23 protein-coding genes and 1 pseudogene are annotated in these 21,708 nt (G+C 65.3%); 15 read left to right on the forward strand and 9 right to left on the reverse strand.

The features are described 5' to 3' along the window. Positions 1-190 precede the first annotated feature (190 nt). From BLEFHOIH_RS26705 to BLEFHOIH_RS15095, 4 genes are all read left to right on the forward strand, one after another. The gene (locus tag BLEFHOIH_RS26705; protein WP_170937170.1) at positions 191-505 is read left to right on the forward strand and encodes a hypothetical protein; all 315 of its coding nucleotides are present in this window, start codon (positions 191-193) and stop codon (positions 503-505) included. Positions 506-590: 85 nt separating this feature from the next. Beyond that, a complete protein-coding gene (locus BLEFHOIH_RS15085; protein WP_170937171.1) occupies positions 591-2,348 on the forward strand; it encodes a M12 family metallo-peptidase in 1,758 nt (585 codons plus the stop codon). A gap of 17 nt (positions 2,349-2,365) precedes the next feature. Then, positions 2,366-3,715 (forward strand): pitrilysin family protein, encoded by a 1,350-nt coding sequence (locus BLEFHOIH_RS15090; protein WP_170937172.1) that lies wholly within the window; start codon positions 2,366-2,368, stop codon positions 3,713-3,715. Then, the gene (locus BLEFHOIH_RS15095; RefSeq protein WP_088346832.1) at positions 3,712-5,028 is read left to right on the forward strand and encodes a pitrilysin family protein; all 1,317 of its coding nucleotides are present in this window, start codon (positions 3,712-3,714) and stop codon (positions 5,026-5,028) included. Before BLEFHOIH_RS15090 ends, BLEFHOIH_RS15095 begins: the two co-directional genes overlap by 4 nt. A gap of 18 nt (positions 5,029-5,046) precedes the next feature. Here BLEFHOIH_RS15095 and BLEFHOIH_RS15100 read toward each other — a convergent pair whose 3' ends face one another. The 3 genes from BLEFHOIH_RS15100 to BLEFHOIH_RS15110 form a co-directional block, all read right to left on the reverse strand. Next, a complete protein-coding gene (locus tag BLEFHOIH_RS15100) occupies positions 5,047-6,180 on the reverse strand; it encodes a DUF6745 domain-containing protein (protein WP_088346833.1) in 1,134 nt (377 codons plus the stop codon). Then, positions 6,167-6,511 carry a hypothetical protein gene (locus BLEFHOIH_RS15105; RefSeq protein WP_210191620.1) on the reverse strand — a complete coding sequence of 115 codons (345 nt, stop codon included), beginning with the start codon at positions 6,509-6,511 and terminating at the stop codon, positions 6,167-6,169. The genes BLEFHOIH_RS15100 and BLEFHOIH_RS15105 overlap by 14 nt, the downstream gene beginning before the upstream one ends. A gap of 316 nt (positions 6,512-6,827) precedes the next feature. Further along, positions 6,828-7,076 (reverse strand): hypothetical protein, encoded by a 249-nt coding sequence (locus tag BLEFHOIH_RS15110; protein ID WP_245297025.1) that lies wholly within the window; start codon positions 7,074-7,076, stop codon positions 6,828-6,830. A 239-nt stretch (positions 7,077-7,315) separates the two neighbouring features. Here BLEFHOIH_RS15110 and BLEFHOIH_RS15115 point away from each other — a divergent pair, with 239 nt between their 5' ends. Both BLEFHOIH_RS15115 and BLEFHOIH_RS15120 read left to right on the forward strand, forming a co-directional pair. Continuing rightward, the gene (locus tag BLEFHOIH_RS15115; RefSeq protein ID WP_176427198.1) at positions 7,316-8,218 is read left to right on the forward strand and encodes a DUF3108 domain-containing protein; all 903 of its coding nucleotides are present in this window, start codon (positions 7,316-7,318) and stop codon (positions 8,216-8,218) included. Between the two features lie 127 nt (positions 8,219-8,345). After that, entirely contained in the window at positions 8,346-8,831 is a 486-nt protein-coding gene (locus BLEFHOIH_RS15120; protein WP_088346869.1) for an Lrp/AsnC family transcriptional regulator, read from the forward strand. 16 nt (positions 8,832-8,847) lie between these two features. Here BLEFHOIH_RS15120 and BLEFHOIH_RS15125 read toward each other — a convergent pair whose 3' ends face one another. The 4 genes and pseudogenes from BLEFHOIH_RS15125 to dctP all read right to left on the reverse strand — a co-directional run bounded on the left by BLEFHOIH_RS15125 (position 8,848) and on the right by dctP (position 13,056). Next, positions 8,848-10,053 (reverse strand): CoA transferase, encoded by a 1,206-nt coding sequence (locus BLEFHOIH_RS15125; RefSeq protein WP_088346870.1) that lies wholly within the window; start codon positions 10,051-10,053, stop codon positions 8,848-8,850. Positions 10,054-10,067: 14 nt separating this feature from the next. Beyond that, the gene (locus tag BLEFHOIH_RS15130) at positions 10,068-11,411 is read right to left on the reverse strand and encodes a TRAP transporter large permease (RefSeq protein WP_245297026.1); all 1,344 of its coding nucleotides are present in this window, start codon (positions 11,409-11,411) and stop codon (positions 10,068-10,070) included. Between the two features lie 108 nt (positions 11,412-11,519). After that, positions 11,520-12,026 (reverse strand): annotated as a pseudogene (locus BLEFHOIH_RS27275) (TRAP transporter small permease); the annotation flags it as partial. 1 nt (position 12,027) lies between these two features. Further along, positions 12,028-13,056, reverse strand: coding sequence for a TRAP transporter substrate-binding protein DctP (dctP, locus tag BLEFHOIH_RS15135; protein ID WP_088346836.1), 1,029 nt, complete (start codon positions 13,054-13,056; stop codon positions 12,028-12,030). A gap of 208 nt (positions 13,057-13,264) precedes the next feature. On the opposite strand from dctP, the gene BLEFHOIH_RS15140 reads away from it, so the two are divergent. The 7 genes from BLEFHOIH_RS15140 to BLEFHOIH_RS15170 all read left to right on the forward strand — a co-directional run bounded on the left by BLEFHOIH_RS15140 (position 13,265) and on the right by BLEFHOIH_RS15170 (position 18,164). Then, positions 13,265-13,915 (forward strand): GntR family transcriptional regulator, encoded by a 651-nt coding sequence (locus BLEFHOIH_RS15140; protein ID WP_088346871.1) that lies wholly within the window; start codon positions 13,265-13,267, stop codon positions 13,913-13,915. 93 nt (positions 13,916-14,008) lie between these two features. Continuing rightward, entirely contained in the window at positions 14,009-14,356 is a 348-nt protein-coding gene (locus tag BLEFHOIH_RS15145; RefSeq protein ID WP_088346837.1) for a DUF2946 family protein, read from the forward strand. A 121-nt stretch (positions 14,357-14,477) separates the two neighbouring features. Continuing rightward, entirely contained in the window at positions 14,478-15,077 is a 600-nt protein-coding gene (locus BLEFHOIH_RS15150) for a DUF2796 domain-containing protein (RefSeq protein WP_088346838.1), read from the forward strand. A 7-nt stretch (positions 15,078-15,084) separates the two neighbouring features. Continuing rightward, the gene (locus tag BLEFHOIH_RS15155) at positions 15,085-15,834 is read left to right on the forward strand and encodes an ABC transporter ATP-binding protein (protein ID WP_088346839.1); all 750 of its coding nucleotides are present in this window, start codon (positions 15,085-15,087) and stop codon (positions 15,832-15,834) included. Beyond that, on the forward strand, positions 15,831-17,090 hold the full coding sequence (locus tag BLEFHOIH_RS15160) for an ABC transporter permease (protein WP_088346840.1): 1,260 nt from the start codon (positions 15,831-15,833) through the stop codon (positions 17,088-17,090). Before BLEFHOIH_RS15155 ends, BLEFHOIH_RS15160 begins: the two co-directional genes overlap by 4 nt. Before the next feature lie 16 nt (positions 17,091-17,106). Beyond that, the gene (locus tag BLEFHOIH_RS15165) at positions 17,107-17,712 is read left to right on the forward strand and encodes a DUF3299 domain-containing protein (RefSeq protein WP_088346841.1); all 606 of its coding nucleotides are present in this window, start codon (positions 17,107-17,109) and stop codon (positions 17,710-17,712) included. Between the two features lie 68 nt (positions 17,713-17,780). Then, positions 17,781-18,164 carry a RidA family protein gene (locus tag BLEFHOIH_RS15170; RefSeq protein ID WP_210191622.1) on the forward strand — a complete coding sequence of 128 codons (384 nt, stop codon included), beginning with the start codon at positions 17,781-17,783 and terminating at the stop codon, positions 18,162-18,164. Between the two features lie 28 nt (positions 18,165-18,192). Here BLEFHOIH_RS15170 and BLEFHOIH_RS15175 read toward each other — a convergent pair whose 3' ends face one another. Further along, positions 18,193-19,020 (reverse strand): universal stress protein, encoded by an 828-nt coding sequence (locus tag BLEFHOIH_RS15175; RefSeq protein ID WP_088346843.1) that lies wholly within the window; start codon positions 19,018-19,020, stop codon positions 18,193-18,195. Between the two features lie 380 nt (positions 19,021-19,400). Between BLEFHOIH_RS15175 and BLEFHOIH_RS15180 the strand changes: the two genes are divergently transcribed. After that, the gene (locus BLEFHOIH_RS15180) at positions 19,401-20,081 is read left to right on the forward strand and encodes a helix-turn-helix domain-containing protein (RefSeq protein ID WP_170937174.1); all 681 of its coding nucleotides are present in this window, start codon (positions 19,401-19,403) and stop codon (positions 20,079-20,081) included. An 11-nt stretch (positions 20,082-20,092) separates the two neighbouring features. Here BLEFHOIH_RS15180 and BLEFHOIH_RS15185 read toward each other — a convergent pair whose 3' ends face one another. Next, a complete protein-coding gene (locus BLEFHOIH_RS15185) occupies positions 20,093-20,686 on the reverse strand; it encodes a response regulator (protein WP_088346872.1) in 594 nt (197 codons plus the stop codon). 926 nt (positions 20,687-21,612) lie between these two features. Here BLEFHOIH_RS15185 and BLEFHOIH_RS26260 point away from each other — a divergent pair. Beyond that, a partial coding sequence (locus BLEFHOIH_RS26260) for an Hsp70 family protein (RefSeq protein WP_141095422.1) occupies positions 21,613-21,708 on the forward strand: 96 nt, incomplete at its 3' end.

Here is a 21,708-nt window from a genome sequence, read left to right on the forward strand (position 1 = left end):
GCATGACGAAATTGTCAGGAAATGCGATAGGGATTGGGCTAGGCGGTGGGACGTCGAAGCCAAACATTCCCTCGGCTTTCCTCTTCCATCCTCCGAAATGAATGCCTAGCTGGCTAAAAGGCCCAGGCTGGGGATTTGCAATTTCCCAAGCCTTTTGTGCCATTAACCTCGAGTTAGGGAGACAGAATTCATGATCAGATCTATCCTTGCGGCCGCCATCGTGGCGATCTTCGCCGCGCCGTCAGCCCAGGCGGCCTCGAATGACTGTATTTCGAAATACAAGGACTTCTGGGACAAGCAGAACGAATACGCCAACGCCAAGCCATCGATCGAGGACGTGATCGCGACCAACCGCCAGGGCATCCGCGCGTTCGATGCGTGCCAATCCGGCGACGAAGTCAAATTTGACGATTTTTGGGACAAGATTAAGCAATACAGCAACTCTAAAGAGGATCAGGAAAAGTTCTGGACCGAGTTGCAGAAAGTCGGCGCAGCCAAGAAATAGGCCGCCCGATCCATTTACAGATTGGGTGGCAGTCCGGTTATTCCGGCTGCCACCGCAAAGGCGGAAAACCGCCGGGGCATCAGGAATGCGATTTTGGACGCGACATCGTCAATGGCCGGCCCGCCGTGCCGGTTTCGTCCCGCGTCTGGCGGCCGGTGTCCTCGCGCTGCTGATGACGGCGCTGCCGGCGACCGCTCAGGATGATGGGGCGGAAGCGCCGACCAGCATGGTGATCTGGAACCTGCCCCCCAAGGACAGCCCCGCCTATAAATATCTGCGCGACATCGCCGGCGTCGTCGGCGGCGAGGAGCTTGCCCGCAGCAACGCCGAGATGTGGCTGCTCGAGCCGTTCCGCGCCGAGATGCTGCGCCATGCCGGCGGCGAGCAGGGCGTGCAGATGATCGAGCTCGGCAAAAGCTATAATGAGCTGATGGCCGGCGTGGCCAATCGCGTCGAAAGCAGCGAAATGCCGGCCGACCCCGGCCCCTATGCCGCCTATATGCAGCAGATGATGAAGTCGCCGTCCGTGACGGCGGTGACGATCATGATGGTCAAGCCGCCTGCGATGATGGAATACGCCCTGGCGCGCGGCCAGCAGGAGAGCATCGGCACCTGGGCCGCGCCCGAATCGATGCGGGATGAGATCGTCATCCAGATCAACCAGACCGAAAAAATCACCGTCAAGCGCAACCGCGTCGAAACGCTCGCCGACCGCACCATCTGGCACGGCACCATCGCCGGATCGCAGATGCCGGTCAGCCTGATCTGGTGGCCGGGCGGCAAGCTGACGGCCTCGTTCAGCTACCGCAACAAGATGTACGCGATCCGCAATCTCAAGGGCATGGCGCACGCGGTGATCGAGATGGATCCAGACGATCTGCCGCCGGAACATCCGGAGGCGGAGATGTCGATGCGCGGGGGGATGCGTCCGGAAATGTCGTCGAAGCCGGGCATGGAACCGGGGCTGCGGGGCGTCCACGCCCGGACCATGCCGCGGATCCAGGCGCCGAAGCAGCCCCTGAAGCCGGCGCCGGTGAAGCCGAAGAACCCGATGAAGAGCGAGGAAGACCAGCGCAATCTCGAAGACGCCCGTGAGACCGCCCAGAGCATGCCGCCGGAATTCCTGGCGCTGCTGGAGCACAAGCCATCGATGCTGACGCCGGGCCTCAATTCCACGACGCCGGTCGTCATCACCGTGCTGTTCGTCTATTCCAAGGCGGTCGCCAGCCTCTACGAGAATATCGACAACGACCTGATTGCCCTCGCCGTCCAGCAGAGCAATGAGAGTTTTCGCCTCAGCAAGATCGGCAATGTCCGGCTCGAAGTCGCCGGCACCTACCAATCCGATTACGAGGAAGGCGACGCCAATCTCTACAATCACCTCTGGCGCCTTGCCGACAAGGGCGACGGCTATCTGGACGAAATCCATAAGATCCGCGACGACAAGAAGGCCGATGTCGTCGTCATGCTCGTCACCAGCAATAGCGGCTGCGGGCTTGCGACCCGCGTCGGCGCCTATGAGGACGAGGCCTTTGCCGTGGTCAATCACCAATGCGCCACGGCGACCTTTTCCGTCGCGCATGAGATCGGCCATCTGATCGGTGCGCGGCATGACCGCTCGCTCGACAATTCGACCCAGCCCTTTCCCTACGGCCATGGCTATGTCAATCAGGAGAAATGGCGGACGATGATGGCTTATAAATCGGCCTGCAATGGCTGCCCGCGCCTGCCGATCTGGTCGAACCCGGATGTCGTGGTCGCCGAAGAGCCGGCGGGCGATGCGATGACCAACAATGCCCGCGTCATCGCCGATCAGGCCGCCCGCGTCGCGGCGTTCAGATGAGGCCCCTGAGGGCAGGCATGCTGGCTGCGGCTGCGGCGCTGATGCTCGGCCTCGGCGCCGGCGCCGCGATGGCCGAAGCCGAAGCGCCGGTCGGCAAGGTCACGCCCTTCACGCTCGGCAATGGCCTGCAGATCGTCGTCATCGAGGATCACCGCGTCCCGGTCGTCACCCATATGGTGTGGTACAAGATCGGTTCCATCGACGATCCGCAAGGCGCATCGGGCCTCGCGCATCTGCTCGAACATCTGATGTTCAAATCTTTCGACGCCGAGGCCAAGGAAAGCTTTGCCCAGATCATGTCCCGGCTCGGCGCGGTCGATAACGCCACCACGGGGCCCGACAGCACGAATTATTTCCAGCGCGTCGCCAAGGAGCGGCTCGCCGACGTGATGGCCGTCGAGACGCGGCGCATGAGCGGGCTGACGCTGAAGGAGGACCAGGTGCTGGTCGAGCGCCAGGTGGTCCGCGAGGAGCGCCGCTCGGTGTTCGAGAGCGATCCGGTCAAGATGCTGGCGGAACAGATGATGGCGACGCTGTACGAGAACCACTCCTATGGCCGCCCGCCCATCGGCTGGGCGCATGAAATCAGCCAGCTCAAGCTCGACGATGCGCTTACCGCTTACCGCAATTTCTACATCCCCGCCAATGCCGTCGTCATCATCGCCGGCGATGTGACGCCCCCCGAGGTCCGCCTGCTCGCCGCGCAGACCTACGGCACCATCAATGTCGACCGCCAGCCGCCGCCGCGCCTCGTCACGGCCGAGCCGGAGCCGATCGCCGCGCGCCGCGTCGAGATGACCGACGGCCGGGTGCCGCAGCCGACGCTGTTCCGTTATTACCTGACGCCAAGCTATCGCAGCGCGACCGGGCTCCAGGCCGAAAGTCTTGACATTTTGACCGCCATCCTGGGCGATGGCGAGACCAGCCGGCTGCACCGCGCCGTGGTCACGGGCGCGAAGGCGGCGGTCGGGGTCAGCGCGCATTATTTCGGCGAGGGGCGCGATAGCGGGCGGCTGGCGTTGTTCGCGATCCTGCCCGGGGATGGCGACCTCGGCGCGGCGGAGCGCGAGGTCGACCGCGTCATCGCAGACCTGCTGAAGACAGGCATCACCGAGGACGAGCTGGCGCGAGCGAAAGCCGGCATCGAAGCGCGCACCATCATCGAGAGCGACAATCAGAAACGGCTTGCCGCGCTCTACGGCAGCGCGCTCGCCGTCGGCCGCACCGTGGACGATCTCATCGACGCGCCGAACCGTCTCGCCCGGGTCACGAAAGCCGATGTCGAAGCCGCGGCGGCGGCATTTCTGGCGCGCCAGCGCTCGGTGACAGGCGTCGTCGCGCCCCCTCCCCAGGAGGCCAAGCCGTGACAGCGCTCCATCCCATTCGCATCCTGATCGTCGCCGCGCTGCTGGCGCTGCTTTGCGCGCCGGCCGAGGCAAGGAGCCTGCAGAGGCTCACGACCCCTGCGGGCATCGGCATCTGGCTGGTCGAGGACCACGGCATTCCCATCGTGGCGGTCGGCTTTGCTTTTCGCGGCGGCAGCGTCGAAGACCCGCCCGGCAAGGAAGGCGCCGGCCAGCTCGTTTCCGCCATGCTGGACGAAGGCGCCGGGCCGTATGATGCCGATGCCTTCAAGGACAAGCTCGAGGCCATCGGCTCCCAGCTTACGTTCTCGGTCTCGCGCAATGCGTTCTCCGGCGGCCTGGTGACGCTGACCAAGCATCTGGATGCCTCGGCCGACCTTCTGGGCCTCGCGCTGCGCGAGCCCCGGCTGAGCGAGGATGATTTCGAGCGGGCCAAGGCGCGGGAGATCGCCGCGCTCGGCTTCGAGAACCGCGACCCGGAGCGGGTGGCCTTCCGCGAGTTCAGCGCGGCGGCCTTCGCCGGCCATCCCTATGCCCGCCCGGTCAAGGGCACGCCCGGGACCCTGGCGGCGCTGACGCTCGCCGACATCCGGAGCCAGCGCGACAGGCTGATCGCGCGGAGCCAGCTCCATGTCGTCATGGTCGGCGCCATCGATGCGGCGAAGGCGTCGCAATTGGCCGACGATGTCTTCGCCAAGCTGCCCGCCGGCGTCGCGCGGACGCCCGTTCCGCCGGTCGCCCTGAAGCCGATGGCGAAGGTGGTCGCCTCGCCGAATGTGCAGGGGCTCGAGACCGCCGTCTTCGCGCTGCCGATGCCCGGCCTCGGCGATCCCCAATTCTTTGCCGCGCTGACGCTCAACCACGTCGTCGGCAGCGGCAATTTCGACGCGCGGCTGACCCGCGAACTGCGCGTCAAGCGCGGCCTGACCTATTCCGTCGCCACCCAGATCTCGGCGGACGCGGCCTCCTCGATCATGCTCGGTGTCTTCTCGACCCAGCCCGGAAAGATGGACGAGGCGCTGGACGCATTGCGGACCACGTTCGCCGATTTGCAGGCGAACGGTCCCGGCACGACCGAGCTGGAGAACGCCAAGAGCGGGCTGAACGGGGCCTATCTGCTGGACCTGGAGACCAGCGCGCGGCTCGCCGACCACCTGCTTGGCCTGTGGATCGACGGTCTGGACGCGGATTACGGGGAGGTGCGCAAGCGCGGCGTGGATGCGGTGACCAAGGCCGACGCGGATAAGGCGGCGCAGGCGCTGCTCGATCCGACGACGCTGAGCATCCTGGTGATGCGGCCCGGCGCGGCAAGATAACCCGGCATATCTTGCGCCTCAGCTCCGCAGAGCGAGCCGCGCATATTGCCGTTCCGACATGCCATAGGTCCAGGCTACGGCTTCGCGCGGCGTGCGGCAATAAGTGGGCACCTGCAGGAAATAGTGCTTGTGTTGGCCGTCCGGCTCCGGGGTGCCGTTGACGACCTCGACGGCGGCCCAGGATTCGCCATTCGGCCAGAGCTTGAGCCAGAGCGTGCCGCAATCGTCGCTGCCGAGCCGGTGGGCGGCGCCTTCGGCGATATAGCGCTGCGGCGTCATCATGTCGATCATGCAGCGCCGGATCTGCATATTGCGCTCCCGTTCGATGGCGGCGGCGGTGATCCTGCTCCGCTGGTCGATGAGCGCGGCCGGGACCGCGACGTCCTTCCAAACAAAGGCCTGCCAGCCGTCAGGAAAGGCCAGGGCAGGCCCGTCCTCGGAGTGCAGGCGTCCGCGCGGATCGTGCCGCAGCAGATGATGCCGCTCGCCGAGCCAGCAGACATATTCGTGAGGCACGATCCAGCCGGCACTGGCGGCGATCTTGGCCAGACCGTTGAGCAGCGCGGTCTCGCCTGCGAGCCCCAAGGCATCCCGCAGATAGACGGCGGCGCCAAGCCAGTGGAAATCGTGCTGGGCGCAGCCGGCATCCTCGAAGTTGCGCCAGGAATTGAGCGCCGCGTGCAAATCCGACGGACGGCGGAAGGCGCGCCGGATCCGCGTCAGCACGCTCGGACGGAAGGCGCTGGCGTGCTCCGCCACCACCCGCTCGACCGAGGCGTCCAGGCTTTCGGCGTCCGGCGCATGGGCAGCCCTCAGCACCCCGGCCATCTCATCCCGCCTCACCCGCTCGCGGATTTTCCGGTCGACATCGTGCCGCGGCTTGTCGATGAGCGCGGATTTGAGGTTGCCGCCGGCGCGTTCGCCGCGCGGGCCCCGCGCCCAGCTTCGGGCGATGTCGACCGGGCCGCCGCCCCAGATGATCCGGCGCGGCGGCGGATAACCGGCAGCGGCATAGGCGAGGATCACGCCTTCTTCCGCAGTTTGCCGGTCGGCGGGAGCGGTGGACAGGCGGATGCGTGTCCAGTCCCGGATATGCTCAGCCAGTTGCGAGAGGTGCCGCGGGCTGAGGCTGGTGCGCTCAGTCGGCGACAATGCGTACGTCCTTGGCTTCGAGTTCACGCTGCCGGCGCACGCGGTAGGTGCCGCGCGGCAGGGCGATGGCGGCGTGCTCCTCATGCCGAAGGAGGGCCTCATCATCCTCGACGACGACATGGCCGACATAGAGTTCGGACGGCATGTCGCGGGCGAGGCTGTCGTCGCGGAACATCGTCACCCGATCGAAGATGACATGGCGATGCCCCGTCATCTCGCCTTCCGCCAGCACCAGCGCGCCGTCCGCCCCGGGGGCGATCGTGACGCCGGCCGGAACCAAGTCGTTGACTTTTTCGAGGAGGATGTCGCCTTGGGCATAGATTGCGTTCATCGTTCTTCTCCGAATGGGTTCGAAGGGCGCGGGGCGCCGCATTTGGTCCGTTGATGGGCGCCCTTGAAGGCCACCCTGGATAGTGTCGTCCACGCTCATTGGCCATCCCGCGCTGTGCTCGGGTCCGAGGCCGCTTCAGGCCGCCGATGGCGTCCTCCCCATGTTTCGCCTCCGGCATCGAGGCGCGAGATGACGTTCGTCAGATTTGGAGGAGGATCTGCTTGTATTTCGGGGGAAGGGCGCGCGTGCGGTTGGCTAAAAACGAAAAGCGCCCCTGCTAGGGGGCGCTTCGCTCTCGTCGGTTCGGGCAAATCGGTTAGTCGCGCTTGATGATGACCTTGTCGCCGCCGCCGCGCTCATCCTTGCACAGGACAGTGCGCTGACGCTCGGCTTCATCGCGCGACTTGAACGCGAGCGGCCCGACTTGCATGATCGTCGAATCGGTGGGGCGCGATTCCACGACCCGGCACTCCTTGTTCGGCCCGCGCACGACATAATACTCATCAGCAGAGGCCGGCACGGCAATCGCCGCGAAGCCTGCGCAGATCAGAACGGTTTTCATCATGGTCACGCTCATTACTCCTTTAGGTTGAGCAACTGAAACGAATACCCGCGTGATATGGTTGCGTGCGACCCGGCGTTCGCGAGGGCGTTGAAGCTGTGGTTAAGGATGTCTCCCGATCCGGATCATGGTGACAATGGCGAAGGCCGAACGGCGCCGATGCCGGAAGGGGAAACGCCGCGATTCCTCCGTCCGCGCCGCGCTTTCGCCGAATTCCATGCCTACCTCTAATGGTGATGGATATGTGCAACGTCGAAAGTCGCCGCGCCGCGCGGACCCTGGCTGCCGGTGTAGCGCTCGCCCTGGGCCGCCGGGCATTTCCCTTGCTGGCGTTCGGGATCGCTCTGCTCCCGCTGCCGGCCGCTTCGCAGCAAAAGCCGCCCGAAAAGTCGGGCGAGATTTGGCCGGCCGCCGTGCAGGCGCGATATCGTTTGCGCTATAATGGCATCGAGGTCGGCAAGGTCGACCTGAAGCTCAACACCAGCGGCAACACCTATTCCATCTCCGGTTCGGGAAAAGTTTCGGTGCTGTTCGGCTCGGTGGTCTGGGCGGCCTCGTCGACCGTCTCCGGCACCATCGAGGATGGCGAGCCTCTGCCCGCCAACTACGCCTTCGACTGGCGCAACAACAAGAAGCGGGGAACCATCCGCATCAGCTATCTCGATCACATCGCGGCGCAGATCGCCGTCAGGCCGCCGACCCGCGAGCGCCGCGATACGGTGCCGCTGCGCCAGGGCGACAAGGTCGCGCTCGATCCCGTCTCCGCCATCATGATGCTGACCAAGGCGGACGCGCGTCCGCCCTGCGACCGGCGCGTCGGCATATTCGACGGCAAGCAGCGCTACGACATCGTGTTCACGCCCAAGCGCCTGACCCGGCTGCCGGCGCCGCGCGGGGGAGGTTCGGAAGTCGCCTATGTCTGCCGGATCACCTACGAGCCGATTTCCGGCCACCGCGCCAATGCCGACACCAAGGAATACGCCGCGAACCGCGATGTCGAGCTGGTGCTGCGGCGCATCCCGCATTCCCAGATGCTGATCCCCTATTCGCTGTCGGTGCCGACCCCTTGGGGGACCGGCACCATGGTGACCGAGCGCATCGATATCTCCAGCGCGACCGCCGGAAAGATCGCGCTGACCGACTGAGCGCCACCGCCGCCCCATCGGCCGCGGCGTCCGCGCGCGGGGCTTGGGCGAGAGCGAATTCCGTGCGATTGACAATCGATCATGCGGCTTCATGCTGATCGGGATCGCAACCACCGGAAGGCGCGGAATGGCTGGCCTCAAACTCGATCCGATCGACCTGCGCATTCTGGATGCGATTCAGCGCGACGGCCGCATCACCAAGCTGGCGCTGGCCGAGAAGGTCGGGCTGTCGCCGACGCCGTGCTGGATGCGGCTGAGGAAGCTGGAAAAGGCGGGGATCGTCAGCGGCTATCACGCGAGCGTCGCCGTGCGCATGATCGCGCCGGTCGCCATCCTGATCGTGGAAGTCACGCTCGGCAACCACCGCCAGCCGGATCTCGACCGCTTCGAGCGCGCGATCCGGCAGGTGCCGGAGATCGTGGCGTGCTGGTCGGTGGGCGGCGGCGTCGATTACGTGCTGAAGGTGATGGCGCGGGATATCGACGCCTATCAGCGGCTGGTGGACGGGCTGTTGCAGCGCGAAATCGGCATCGCGCGCTATTACACCTATATCGTGACGAAGACGGTGAAGGACGAGGCGGTTCTCCCGGTCACGGCACTGCTCGACGGGTGACGGCTGAGCCGGCGGATCAGGAGCCGCGCGGCTTGATCTGGGCGAGGATGCTGGCGCGGTCGGCGTCCAGCTTGGGGGCCGGTTTGCGGATCTCGGGATCCTCGAAGGCGGAGAGCTTGATCGGGTTGCCGGCCATCATCAGCACGCCGGTTTCGGGATCGTCCGCCGTCACCACCATGTTGCGGGCGCGGACCTGGGCGTCGGCCAGGACTTTGTCGATGGAGTTGATCGGGCCGCACGGGACGCCCGCCGCATCGAGGATCTCCAGCCATTGCTCGGAGGGGCGGGCCTTCAGCGCCTCGTTGATGGTCTCGAACAGCGCCTGCCAATGTTCGGTGCGCAGGGCGTTGGTGAGGTAGCGCTCGTCGGCGGCCAACTCTGGAATGCCCAAAGCGTTCACCAGCTTCAGGAAAAGCTGATCGTTGCCCGCCGCGATCACCAGCCAGCCGTCGCTCGCTTCGAAGCCGGCGAAGGGCGTGATCGAGGGATGGCGCGCGCCGATCGGCCCGGCCACTTCGCCGGTCGCGGCATAGCGCGAAATGGCGTTCTCCAGGATCGCCACCTGGCAATCCAGCATCGCCACGTCGATCTTGATCGCCTCGCCCGTCGCCTGGCGATGATAGAGCGCGGCGTTGACGCCGATGGTGGTGAACAGCCCCGCCGTGATGTCGCCGACCGAGGTGCCGACGCGCACCGGCGGCTGGCCGGGATGCCCGGTGACGCTCATGATGCCGCCCATCGCCTGCACCACCATGTCATAGGCCGCGCGCTTGGTGTAAGGGCCGGTATGGCCGAAGCCGGACGCCGCCGCATAGATGAGCTGCGGATATTGTGCGTGCAGCGTATCCCAGCCATAGCCGAGCTTTTCCATGGTGCCGGGGCGGTAGTTCTCCACCAGCACGTCGGTCATCGCCAGAAGCTGCTCGAAGATTACCCGGTCCTCCGGGTTCTTCAGATCGAGCGCGATGGATTCCTTGCCGCGATTGAGCGAATTGAAATAGGCCGAGGCGCCATTGTGGAACGGCCCGTAGGCGCGGCTGTCGTCGCCGGTGCCCGGCTGCTCGACCTTGATGACGCGGGCGCCGAGATCCGCCAGCACCATGGTGCAGTACGGCCCGGCGAGCACTCGGGTCAGGTCGAGGACGGTGACGCCGGTGAGGGGGCCGATGACGGCATGCGCCTCCCCGTCGGCATCGCGGTGATTGGCCTTCGTCGCGGACATGGTCTCGATGTGCCTCACTTGATGACTGCCGCCGGAAGCCAGGTGACGATTTCCGGGAAGAAGCAGCACAGCACCACCGCCACGAACATCAGCACCAGGAAGGGCAGGGTGCCCCAGATGATTTCGGACAATGGAATGTCCGGCGCGATGTTCTTGATGACGAACAGGTTCAGCCCGACCGGCGGATGGATCAGCCCCATCTCCATGACGATGGTCATGACGACGCCGAACCAGATCAGGTCGAACCCGGCCGCCCTGAGCGGTGGCAGGATGATCGGCGCCGTCATCAGGATGATCGACACCGGCGGGAGAAAGAAGCCGAGCACCACGACGAAGAGGAGGATCGCCGAGAGCAGCGCCCATTTCGACAGTCCGAGCGAGATCACCCAGGACGCAGTCGCCTGCGAAATCTGCAGATAGCTCATGACATAGGCATAGAGCAGCGACATGCCGATGATCATCAGCAGCATCGTCGATTCGCGCAGTGTGCCGGTAACGATGGGCATGAGCTTGGATGGCCGCCAGATGCCGTACATCACGCCGATGACCAGCAGCGCCAGCACCGCGCCGACACCCGCCGTCTCCGACGGGGTCGCCCAGCCGGCATAGAGCACGATCATGACGCCTGCCAGGATAGTGACGAAGGGCGCGACCCAGACGATCATGCCGATCTTCTGGCTGAAGGTGTAGTGCTCCTCCTTGAGCATCGCCGAATGGACGCCGGTGTCGGTCGCCACCTGCTGCGCCATGCGGAATTCCTTGCGGTAGCGCAGCACGGAATAGAGGGCGAACATGGAGATCAGCAGCAACCCGGGCCCGATGCCCGCTAGAAACAGCTTTCCGAGCGAGACTTCCGCCGCGACGGCGTAGAGCAGCATGGTCACGGAGGGCGGCAGCAGAATGCCGAGCGTGCCGCCGGCCGCGATGATGCCCGCCGCAAAGCCGCCGGAATAGCCGCGCGCCCGCATCTCCGGAATGCCCGCCGAGCCGATCGCCGAGCAGGTCGCCGGGGAGGAGCCCGCCATCGCCGCGAACAGGCCGCAGGCGATGGTGTTGGCGACACCCAGGCCGCCGGGGATGCGGTGCAGCCAGGCGTGCAGCGCGGAATAGAGATCCCGGCCCGCGTTGGATCGTCCGATGGCCGCTCCCTTCAGGATGAAGAGCGGGATGGCGAGGATGATGACGTTGGCCAGTTCCTCATAGAAATTCTGCGCGATGGTGTCGACCGAGGCGCGCGGCATGAACAGGACCATGAAGGTCAGCGCCACGACGCCGAGCGCGAAGGCAATCGGCATTCCCGAAAACATCACCAGCAAGGTGACGACGCAATAGGCGATGCCGATCTGCCATTGCGGCAGCCCCGCGACGATGGGGCGGACAGGCCGCTCCCAGAGCAGGAAGGCAACGAAGGCCAGCAGTACGATGCCGAATACCACCAGCGAATGCTGGCTGACCTGCAAGCCGACCTGCACCGCCAGCAGCCACATGCCGATGGTCAAAGCGAGATAGGGGATCCACATCGGCGGACCCCAGGCGGAATGCGAGGTCTGCCCTTCGGCCAGCGCCTCATGCAGGAGGTTGGCGGACTCCCAGGCGAAGACCAGGCAGAAGCCCAGCACGATGGCGTCGACCGCCGCCCGCCGCACGCCATTGGCGCGCGGGGGCAGGATGTGGTCGAGCACTTCGATGCCGATATGGCCGCGCCGCGCCTGCACCGCCGCCGCCGACAGGAAGATCGCGCCGGCAATGAGGAAGATGGTGACTTCGTCCTGCCACGCCAGCGAGATATGCGCGACATGGCCCGTCACCACCCCGACGGTGAGCACCACGGCCGCGACCATCAAAGCGATGGCCGACAGCCAGAAGAAGGCATCGTTGACCGTGTCCACGATCCCGGCGATGCCGCCGGGCTTGCTGGTCGTGGCCGGGGTTTCTGTCGCCAGGATGGCGTCGTGCTGCAACCCGACAGACATCTCAGGTTACCGCGCGGGCCAGCTTGAGCAGATCGGCCGATTCGGTCGATTTGGCCGCGAAATCGGTCCAGGCGCTGGCCTCTGAGACTTTTCGCCATTCGGCGAGCGCTTCAGGCGTGAAGTCGACGACCTTGGCGCCCTTTGCCGCATAGACCTTGGCGACCTGCTCATCATCCTTCTTCGCCTCGGCGGTGCCCCAGGCTTCCATCTCTGCGCCGACCTCCATGATCGCCTTCTGCTGATCGGGCGTCAGCGTGTCGTAGATCGCCTTCGAGATCAAAAGCGGCTCCAGCATGAACCAGAACGAGCCCTGGCGCGGCGCGGTCAGCGACTTGGCCAGTTCCTCGAGCCGGAACGAGATCAGGCTGGTGGAGGAGGTGACGGCCGCGTCGAGCGCGCCGGTCTGCATGCCGATATAGATTTCGTTCGACGGCATGGTCGAGACCTGGCCGCCGGCGGAGGTGAACATCAGATCCATCTCGCGGCTGCCGCCACGGATCTTGTTGCCCTTGACGTCGTCGGGATGCAGCACCGGCTTTTCGCCGCGCGAGGCGACGCCGCCCGCCTGCCAGATCCAGGAGACGAATTTCACGCCCTTGTCCTCGATGATGGTCGAGAGCGCCTTGCCGACATCGGCGGTCTTCCATTTCGCGCCCTGCTCATAGCTGGTCACGAGGCAGGGCATCAGGCCGAGATTGAGCGGGTGCAACTCGCCGCCGGCATAGGCGAGCGGGTAGAGCGACATGTCCAGCGCGCCCTTGCGCAGCGCGGAGAACTGGGCGTTGGTCTTCATCAGCGAGGAATTGGCATAGACCTCGAATTTCAGGCTGCCATTGGTGCGCTTCTCGACATCGCGGGCAAAAATCCGGCAGAGGCGATCGCGGAAATCGCCGGTGTCGATCGAGCCGCCCGGAAACTGGTGCGAAATCTTGATAGTCGTGACCGACTGGGCCGAGCCGGGCCGGCTGAAGGTGAGGACGGCTGGCGCGGCGATGAGACCCGACAGCACATGCCGACGAGAGATCTTCATGGGTTTCCTCCTGGAAAAGACCCGCGCGGAACATCCGTTTGGGCCGCGCTCGTTCTGTAGGCGGCGCTTCATTTTAGTGAACATCGCACGGAATGGGTTGTCAAATTGTTTGGTATACAAAACTCGCTCTCCTGAACACAATGTCCGGGAGAACGCGTGCGATTTCTTGCCTTTACCACCGGCCTCATCCAGACTAGCACCCATGAAGATGAAGCATGCAACCCGTTTTCGGGACCGGATCGAGGATGAAATCGCGACCGGCCTGCTAAAACCCGGCGAGCGGCTGGATGAAATGTCGCTCGCCGAACGCTTCGGCGTCTCGCGCACGCCGATCCGCGAAGCGCTGCAGCAGCTTGCCGCAGGAGGCATGGTCGAGCTGCGGCCCAATCGCAGCGCCATCGTCAGCGCCCCCGATCCGACCCGGCTGATGGAGATGTTCGACGTCATGGCCGAGCTCGAGGCGATGTGCGGGCGGCTTGCCGCGCGCCGCCTGCTGCCGGAGGACGAGGCGCTGATGACCTCGACGCTCGCCGCCTGCCGCGTCGCCATGGAGGCGGGCGATCCCGACGCCTATTATTATGAGAATGAGCGTTTCCACGGCGCCATCTACGCGGCCAGCGGCAACCGCTTCCTCTGCGATCAGGCGCTCGCACTGCACAAGCGGCTTGCCCCATTCCGGCGGCTGCAATTGCGCGTCCGCAACCGGCTGAAAACCTCGCAACGCGAGCATGAGGAGATTTTGGCCGCCATCCTCGAAGGCAATCCGCTCGCCGCCGCCGAAAGGCTGCGCGCTCACATCGCCATCCAGGGCGAACGCTTCGGCGATCTCGTCGCTTCGATGGAAAAAGCAACAATGTAACAAAGCGGGTTTGGTTTCGCCCGCGATCGTGCTAGGGTGCGCTCCGATCCGAGGGGGATTTGCTCTCCTCTCGCCCGGAATTTGGAGTACCGGATGGTGACTCGGAAGCGCCGGCCCAGATTAGTCAGCTTCGTCGCAACCTTGTTGCTGGCGCAGCTCGTGCTGGTGGCCGGGCATCTCCATCTCACCGGTCTGCGCGGCGACGCCATCGCCGCCGTCGCCGACAGCACCGGCCATAATTCTGGCGATCCGCATGACACGGGCGCGCCCTGTCCGGTCTGCTGGGTGCATGCCGCGGCGAATATGCTGCTCATGCCGCCGGCTGTGCCAGTTTTGCTGCCGGCGCAGATTTTCGCGGCCCGGCTCAGCCCGGCCCTGACCGGGCACGCCGCTCGCCTCGCCGCGACCGCATTCGACCCGCGAGCCCCTCCCGCAGCCTGATCTCCGACGGCTCCCCGCATAGGCCAAGCGCTATCGAGCGCGGGGCCGTCCCCAAGCGAGCCTTTCATGAAACCCCGGTGAGCAGCGCCAAGCGGCGAGGCCCCGAAGGAGAGAGATCAGCATGCGTAGAACCAATTACCGACTTCTTGCAGCGGCGATCATCGCCAGCGTCCCGGCGATGGCGGCGGAAGAGCACCGCGAACTCGGGCCGCACGAGCATGGCCACGGCCGGCTCAACATCGTCATCGAAGGCAAGCGCGTCTCGATGGAGCTGGAAGTGCCCGGCGCCGACATTGTCGGCTTCGAGCATGAGGCCAGCACCACCGAGCAGAAGGCGACCGTCACCAAGGCCAAGGCGACGCTCGCCGACGCGCTGAAGATCTTCAAGTTCCCGGCCGCCGCCCATTGCAAGCTGGCCGATGCCAAGGTCGCGATCCAGGCAGAGGACGAGCATGAGAACGAGCATGAAGCGGCCGAGGCCAAGGACGGCGATAAGGCCGAGGGCGAAGCGGAGGGCGGGGAGCATCATCATTCCGAGTTCCACGTCACCTACGCCATCGACTGCGGCGCGCCCGAAAAGCTGACCGGCATAGACTTCAAATATTTCGACCATTTTGCCGGCGCGCAGGAGCTCGACATCAATCTGGTCACCGCGAAGGGCCAGACGCATTACGAGGTCACGCGCGACAAGCCCAATCTCAAGCTCGGCGAGATCGGCTGATACGCCCATGGCCATTGCACAGGTCAAGGCCGTCACGCCGCAGGCGGCTCCGGACATCGTTACGATGTCCGGGGTCCGTTTCGCCTGGCCGCGCCGGGATGATTTCCGGCTCGCCATCGACGATTTCAAGCTGACCGAGGGCGAGCGGCTGCTGCTGATCGGCCCGTCCGGCAGCGGCAAGTCGACCTTCCTCAGCCTGCTCGCCGGCATCGTCACGCCGCAAGCGGGCAAGATCGACATTCTCGGCACCGACATCGCCCGCCTGCGCGGCGGTGCGCGCGACCGCTTCCGGGCCGAGCATTTCGGCATCATCTTCCAGATGTTCAATCTGCTGCCCTACGGCTCGGTGCTCGACAATGTGCTGCTCCCCTTGAGCTTTTCCGCCGAGCGGCGGAAGCGGGCGAGCGCGGGCGGCACCGCCGAAAGCGAGGCCGGAAGGCTGCTCGGCAAGCTCGGCATCGCACCGTCGCTGATCGGAGGGGCTTCGGCCGCGAGCCTCAGCGTCGGCCAGCAGCAGCGCGTCGCGGCGGCTCGGGCGCTGATCGGCGCGCCCCAGATCATCATCGCCGACGAGCCGACATCCGCCCTCGACCGCAACCGGCAGCAAGCCTTCCTCGACCTGCTCTTCGAGGTCGTCGCCGAGGCGGGCGCGACGCTCATCATGGTCAGCCACGATGAGAGCCTCGCTCCCCGTTTCAGCCGGGTCGTGCCGCTCGGCGAGATCGCGCGCATCACAACGGGCGGAGACGCGGCATGATCGTCTTCCGCCTCGCGTGGCAATCGCTCGCCAACCGCTGGCTGACGGCCATGCTGACCATCCTCGCTATCGCCTTCAGCGTCATGCTGCTGCTCGGCGTCGAAAAGGTGCGCACCGGCGCGCGGCAAAGCTTTGCCGACACCATCTCCGGCACCGACCTCATCATCGGCGCGCGCAGCGGCGCGCTCAATCTGCTGCTCTATTCCGTCTTCCGCATCGGCAACGCCACCAACAACATCACCTGGACGACCTATCAGGAGATCGCCCAGGCGCCGGATATCGACTGGATCGTGCCAATCTCGCTCGGCGACAGCCATCACGGCTTCCGCGTCATGGGCACGACGCCGGAGTACTTCGCCCGCTACCGCTATCGCCGCACCCATGCGCTGGAATTCGCGCAGGGCAAACCGTTCGCCGATCTGTTCGACGCGGTAATCGGCGCGGATGTGGCGGCAAAGCTCGGCTACAAGCTCGGCGACCGCATTGTCGTAGCGCACGGGCTCGGCTCGACCGGCTTCGTCGAGCATGACGACAAGCCGTTCCAGGTCTCCGGCATCCTCGCCAAGACCGGCACGCCGGTCGACCGCACCGTGCATGTCAGCCTGGAGGCGATCGAGGCGATCCATATCGACTGGCAGAGCGGCGCGCGCATCCCCGGCCAGAGCATTTCCGCCGACGAAGTACGCAAGATGCCGCTGCCGCCCAAGGCGATCACCGCCGCGCTGATCGGGCTGAAATCCAAGCTCGGCGTTTTCCGCTTGCAGCGCGCCATCAACGAATACCGGGCCGAACCGCTCTCGGCGATCCTGCCCGGCTCGACTTTGCAGGAGCTTTGGAGTCTGGTCGGCACGGCGGAAACCGCGCTTGCCGCCGTCTCGGTCATGGTCGTGGTGACGGCGCTGCTCGGCATGGTGACGATGATCCTGACGACGCTGAACGAGCGGCGGCGCGAAATGGCGATTCTGCGCTCGGTCGGAGCGCGGCCGGGCACCATCCTCGGCCTGCTGGTCGCGGAGGCGGCGCTGCTGATCGTCGCCGGTGTCGGGCTCGGCATCGCGCTGCTCTATGCCGCGCTGTTCGCATTGCAACCCTATATCGACCGCGTCTATGGCCTCTATATCGCCATCGAGCCGCTGAAACCGGGCGAATGGACCAGCCTCGCCGCGATCGTTTTTGCAGGCATCTTGACGGGCCTGCTGCCTGCCTTCCGCGCCTACCGCCTGTCGCTCGCCGACGGCATGACCGTCCGCACATGAGAGGAGATCCAGCCCCATGAAAACGCTCATCAAGGCCGCCGCGCTGGCGATCCTGCTGACACCCACGCTCGCCCGCGCCGCCAGTTCGAGCGACGCGACGGAGCTGGGCTGGGCCGCGCTGATGCCGCCCGCCGCACCGGCCTCGTCGCAGCCCCAGATGCCGGGCGCGCCGTCGTCGGATGTGAAGTCGAAGAGTTTCGTCTTCGGCCAGCGCGCGGCGAGCCCGTTCGGCATCGAAGCGCCGGTGCAGCCGCAACAGGTGCCCGAAGCAAGCTGGATGGCCTATCGCTCGCAGCAGCCGGAATCCTCCGCGCCGCCCGCCGTGGTGCCGGAGCTCGACGGCAAGCGCGTCCGTATCGGCGGCTATGTCGTCGCCCTCGATTTTGACGCGACCAAGATCAAGGAATTCCTGCTGGTGCCCTTCGTCGGCGCCTGCATCCATGTGCCGCCGCCGCCGCCGAACCAGATCATCTATGTCAAGGCCGCCGATGGCTTCGAGGTCGCGGGCCAGTTCGATCCGGTCTATGTCACCGGCACGCTGAAGACGGCGCGTCAGTTCACCGGCCTTGCCGCGACGGGCTATACGATGGAGGCCGAAAAGGTGGAGATGCGCAAGGAATAGCGCGCCGTTACAAAGACATGCAATAATCCGCCGCCATTTTCCCCGCGAGGAGCACATGCATGTCCGACATCATCTTCCACCTCATCAAGGATGCGCCCAAGCCGGTCGCGCCCTATAGCCACGTCGTCGAGGCGGGCGATTTTCTGTTCGTCACCGGCCAGCTCGCCACCGACCCGGACGACGATTCCCTGCCGATCCCCGATGGCATCGAGGCGCAGACGCATAAGGTGATGGACAATCTGCGCCGCGCGCTTGCCGGCGTCGGCTCCGATTTCAGCCGCGTCGTCTTCGCCCGCGTCTTCCTCACCCAATTCGACCGCGACTATGCGGCGATGAACGAGATCTACCGTAGCTATTTCAAGCCCGACGCCTTGCCCGGCCGCACCACGGTCGGCGTGACCGGCCTCGCCCGCGGCGGCATCATCGAGATCGACATGATCGCCAAGCGGTGATCCGCCTGTTGCGCGGACCTCCTGCGGATCAATGCGCGATGAGGAGGGGGATTGCCGTCTGCTGCAGGAGCTGGCGGGTGGCGCCTCCCAGCAGCCATTCCCTGACCCGGGAGTGGCTATAGCCGCCCATGACGATGAGGTCCGCGCCGCGCCGCTCGGCTTCGGCGATCAGGGTGGCGCCGGTGCGTTGGTCGTTGCGCTGGGCAGGGCGCAGCTCGGCCTTAATGCCGTGATGAGCGAGATAGGCGATGAGATCGGAGCCGGGGACGATGGCGTCTTCCGCCGGAGCGGCGCCATGGATGACGAGCACCGTCACCCGCGACGCCTCGCCCATGAACGGCATCGCCTCGGCGACGGCGCGCGCCGCCTCCCGGCTACCGTTCCAGGCGATCAGTACGTGGCCGGGCAGGCGGATCGTGCTTCGGCCCGGCATCACATAAAGATGGCGGCCGCCGCCGAACAAAATCGCCTCGACGAGATCTTCCGGGTCTTCCGCCTCGGCGTTTGGCCGCAGCGTCACGAAGCAATCCGACGTGCGCGCCTCGCGGATGGCGATCGAGGCGACGTCTTCGGGGAACGCGTCATGGCGGTGGATCTCGAAGGGCGCCTTGAGATCCAGCAGCCGTGAGCGAAGGTCCGCTTCGCGCGCGTCCCCGGCGCGCCGCGCCTGACGCAGGCGTTCCAGCACGCTGTAGTTGGGCGCTTCCAGATCGGCCGGCAGCGCCAGCAGAGGCAACACGTTGAAGAAAAGCGCGATGACGCGGCCACCGAACCGAAGGGCGATTGACTCGGCGACTGCGAGGCGCAGTTCGTCGGCCGCGCCTGCCTCGACCCGCACCAGCACATCCTTGATCATGGCCGCACACCTTTCCGGTTCGGCGCCGCTTCATCCGGCTTAGGTCCGCCGGACACATCCGTCCTTGACCCGCATCAGTTTCGCTTTCGCGGGGCAGTCAGGCAAACGCGCGGATGGCGCGCCGCATGACGCTGAACAATCGGAATGCTTACCGATTTGTGAATAGATCCAGGCGTCTGCGATGCAGGCGCTCGTTATTTCAGAAAATTTCGTGTCAATTCAAGCCACGCAATATCCTCGTTGCTGGAGTGTTGACTTCGCAATAGCGTAAATCTACTCGGATATTTTTTCGCTATATGGCGGCACCGGCGTTATCGGCAAAGTGCTTGCTGCCCCTGAGGCTCAATTTTGGTCAAGTCAGTTTGCGTCAAGGAGCCCCCATGGCATCGATAGGCTTTCCGCACGAGACCCATCTGGCCGGCGCGCCGCGCTTCGGTCACTTGCCGGCGCCGCTGGAGAAGTTCGACAGCACGGCGATCGTCAAGAGGGGTTGCCGGGGGCAGGAGATTTCCGCCCGCAATGCCAAGGTCGGCTATCTGTTCTTCGTCATGCATGGGGTCGCGCGCAAATTCGCCATCCAGTCCGACGGCCACCGGCGCATCGTCGACCTGCTGCTGCCGGGCGACATCGTCAGCCTGGATCGCGGACGCGGGGAGGACTTCTTTCTCGAAGCCGCGGTGAACGACACGGTGATCGCCGGTTACACGCTGCGCCGCATCGAGGAGCTGACGGCCGGCGACGTGCAGTTCGCCCATAAGATTCACGAGATGATCCTGCAATGCGTCCGGCGGCTGGAGCGGCAGCTTCTGATCCAGGGTCGCGTCACCGCGCTGGAGAAAGTCGCCGGCTTCCTGCTCGAATTCGCCGGCCGCTTGACCGACGACGAGGCGGCGGCGGTCAGCTTGCCGATCAGCCGCTACGACATCGCCGATTTCATCGGCGTGTCCTCCGAGACGGTCTGCCGTTGCATGACCGAGCTGACCCGGCGCGGCGCCATCGCCCTGCCGAGACCGCGCGAGGTGAGGATCGTCAACCGCGCCGTGCTCGAGGACATGGAGTGACGCGCGGCGGCTCAGGCAAGGCTCGCCAGCACTGCATAGCGGATTGCCTGGGCCAGCCGCTTCGTCCCCAGCCGCTCCAGCATGCGTCCGCGATGCGCCTCCACGGTGCGCACGCTGAGGCCGAGCTCATAGGCGATCATCTTGGTGGTGTAGCCCGATGCGAGCGCGTCGAGCACCTCATGCTCGCGCGAGGTGAGCGCGGTAAGACGGCGCGCGGCGTCGGCGGCGGCCTCGCTGACATCGCCTCTGACGATGCGGGAGACGGCGCTATGGATGGCCGAAAACAGCCTGCCGTCGTCGAAGGGCTTTTCGATGAAATCGGCGGCGCCGCCTTTCATGGCTTTGACCGCCATGCGCACGTCGGCGTTGCCGCTCATCATGATGACCGGCAGACTCACCGAGCGCTCCCTCAGGCATTGCTGCACCTCCAGGCCGCCCAGACCGGGCATTTGCAAGTCGAGCAGGACGCAGCCGCTTCGCAGGCCCGGAGCCGCCGCGACGAAGGTGGGCGAGGATTCGAAGGCCAGGACCTCATATCCGGCGGTGCGCAGCAGCCGCTCGAGCGAGCGCCGCACCGCGGGCTCGCCGTCAACCACGTAGATCATCGTCCGCGGCGCCATCATCCGCTCCCGGGATGAGCATGGCCGCCGCCCGAAGGCTCGGTGCGGCTGCAAAGGCGACACATGCGGGGCCCGGCGGTCAGGGAATTCATCAACGGCGTAAATGGCGGGTTAAGCTGAGGGGTCTCGGTAGCGCAGCTTAGGGGTAGGGCATCGCTGCCGGGGCGGGAGATCGGCCGGGTTGCGGCTCTTTCGGTTGCAAGTCCCGTCCGCAGCGCTCCGAAATGAAGCGCCACCGTCGCGCTTGAGCCTCTCAGTCGTTGCGGTGGCAATGAATTCGTCATCGCGTCCTTGGAGAGTTTGCGAACCCCAGGTCTCACATTTGGGCCGTGTCGCCGCGATGCTCGCGTTTCCGTGCCTCCGCGTACGCCGAGCCCACGATCCGGGTTTCAGACTCTCGTTGTAACAGCGCTCTCTCGGGGCGCGGTGCTTGCTGCCTGCTTCGGTGTTAAGCCTGTCGAGCGCATGAAATATTGGAATTTACTGCTTTATTTGTGCGCCGATGACGGTTTTGGGGCGAAGGGGCCACAGGCCGGGCGCTTGGCCCTTCGTCAGATTTCCCCGTTGCCGCCAATGCAATGGTGCCGGCCACGGACGGAACCAGCGTGCGACGCGCCGATCGATGCCGGCTCGCCGCTCGCGGAACTCACAAGCATTTGTAACCGCTTCATTATCGCGCTCAAGAGGGCGCTCGGAAATTCATTAACACTTCGCGATCACCATCCGACCGCTGGTCGTGAGTGCCGTCGACGATCACTGGCGAGCCGGCATCGATAATCGAGGTCCTGTCTCCCGGGCATGCGCGCGGAAACCTGACACTTGTCAGGGCGGGCGGTCAAAAACCACGGTGAGTGGGACGCGAGCATTGCCTGCCGCGCGACCGCGCGGCGGAAACCGGAGAGGGTTGCATCATGGCGAAGGCGATAGGCATTGACCTCGGTACCACGAATTCCTGCGTCGCGCTGATGGACGGCAAGACGCCGAAAGTCATCGAAAATCCGGAAGGC

Origin of the sequence: Rhodomicrobium sp. R_RK_3 (assembly GCF_002198715.1) — a bacterium.
Classification (GTDB): domain Bacteria; phylum Pseudomonadota; class Alphaproteobacteria; order Rhizobiales; family Rhodomicrobiaceae; genus R-RK-3.